The 586-nt window shown below is 66.0% G+C and carries 1 pseudogene; it reads right to left on the reverse strand.

The features are described from left to right. Window positions 1-586: pseudogene (locus tag HX846_RS32655) on the reverse strand (acyl-CoA dehydrogenase); the annotation flags it as partial.

Consider the following 586-nt stretch of genomic DNA (forward strand, 5'->3'; position numbering starts at 1 on the left):
CACCGCTTCGGCGGTAAAGGCCCGGGCCGAGACGTCGCCCACGCTCAGTTCCACGTACGGGTCATCCACCGAGCGCGTGGCGCTGCTGTGCTTGATCGGCCGCGCATGCTCCTTGGCAAAGGTCACCGCATCATTCAGCGCATTGCGCGCAATACCGGCCTGCACCGCCGCGAGGAACACTTGCAGGAACGGCGTGACAATCGTGCGCTTGCCTTCCTCGACGGTGCGGGTGCGGATCTCGCTGGCCAACACCTGCACATCATGCAGATGGGTGGTGCCACTGGCGGTCAGGCGCTGGCCCATGGCGTCGAAATCATCCAGCAACTCCAGGCCCTGGCGGTCGCGGGGCAGGATGAACGACACGGGCTGGTCATTCTCGTCCAGGGCGACGGCGCTGACCCAATCGGCATACAACGAACCGGTGCTGTAGTACTTGCTGCCGCAAGCGCGAAAGTGCTCGCCGTCACGCACGATGCGCGCACTGATCGAACCGTTGGCACCGCCGACTTCCCAGCCGGCATTGCCGATCACGGCGCCTTGCAGGTAGCGCCCGAACCAGCGCTCGCGCTCCTCCTCCGCCCCCTCG

The sequence above is a fragment of the Pseudomonas sp. K5002 genome (assembly GCF_013386655.1).
GTDB lineage: Bacteria > Pseudomonadota > Gammaproteobacteria > Pseudomonadales > Pseudomonadaceae > Aquipseudomonas.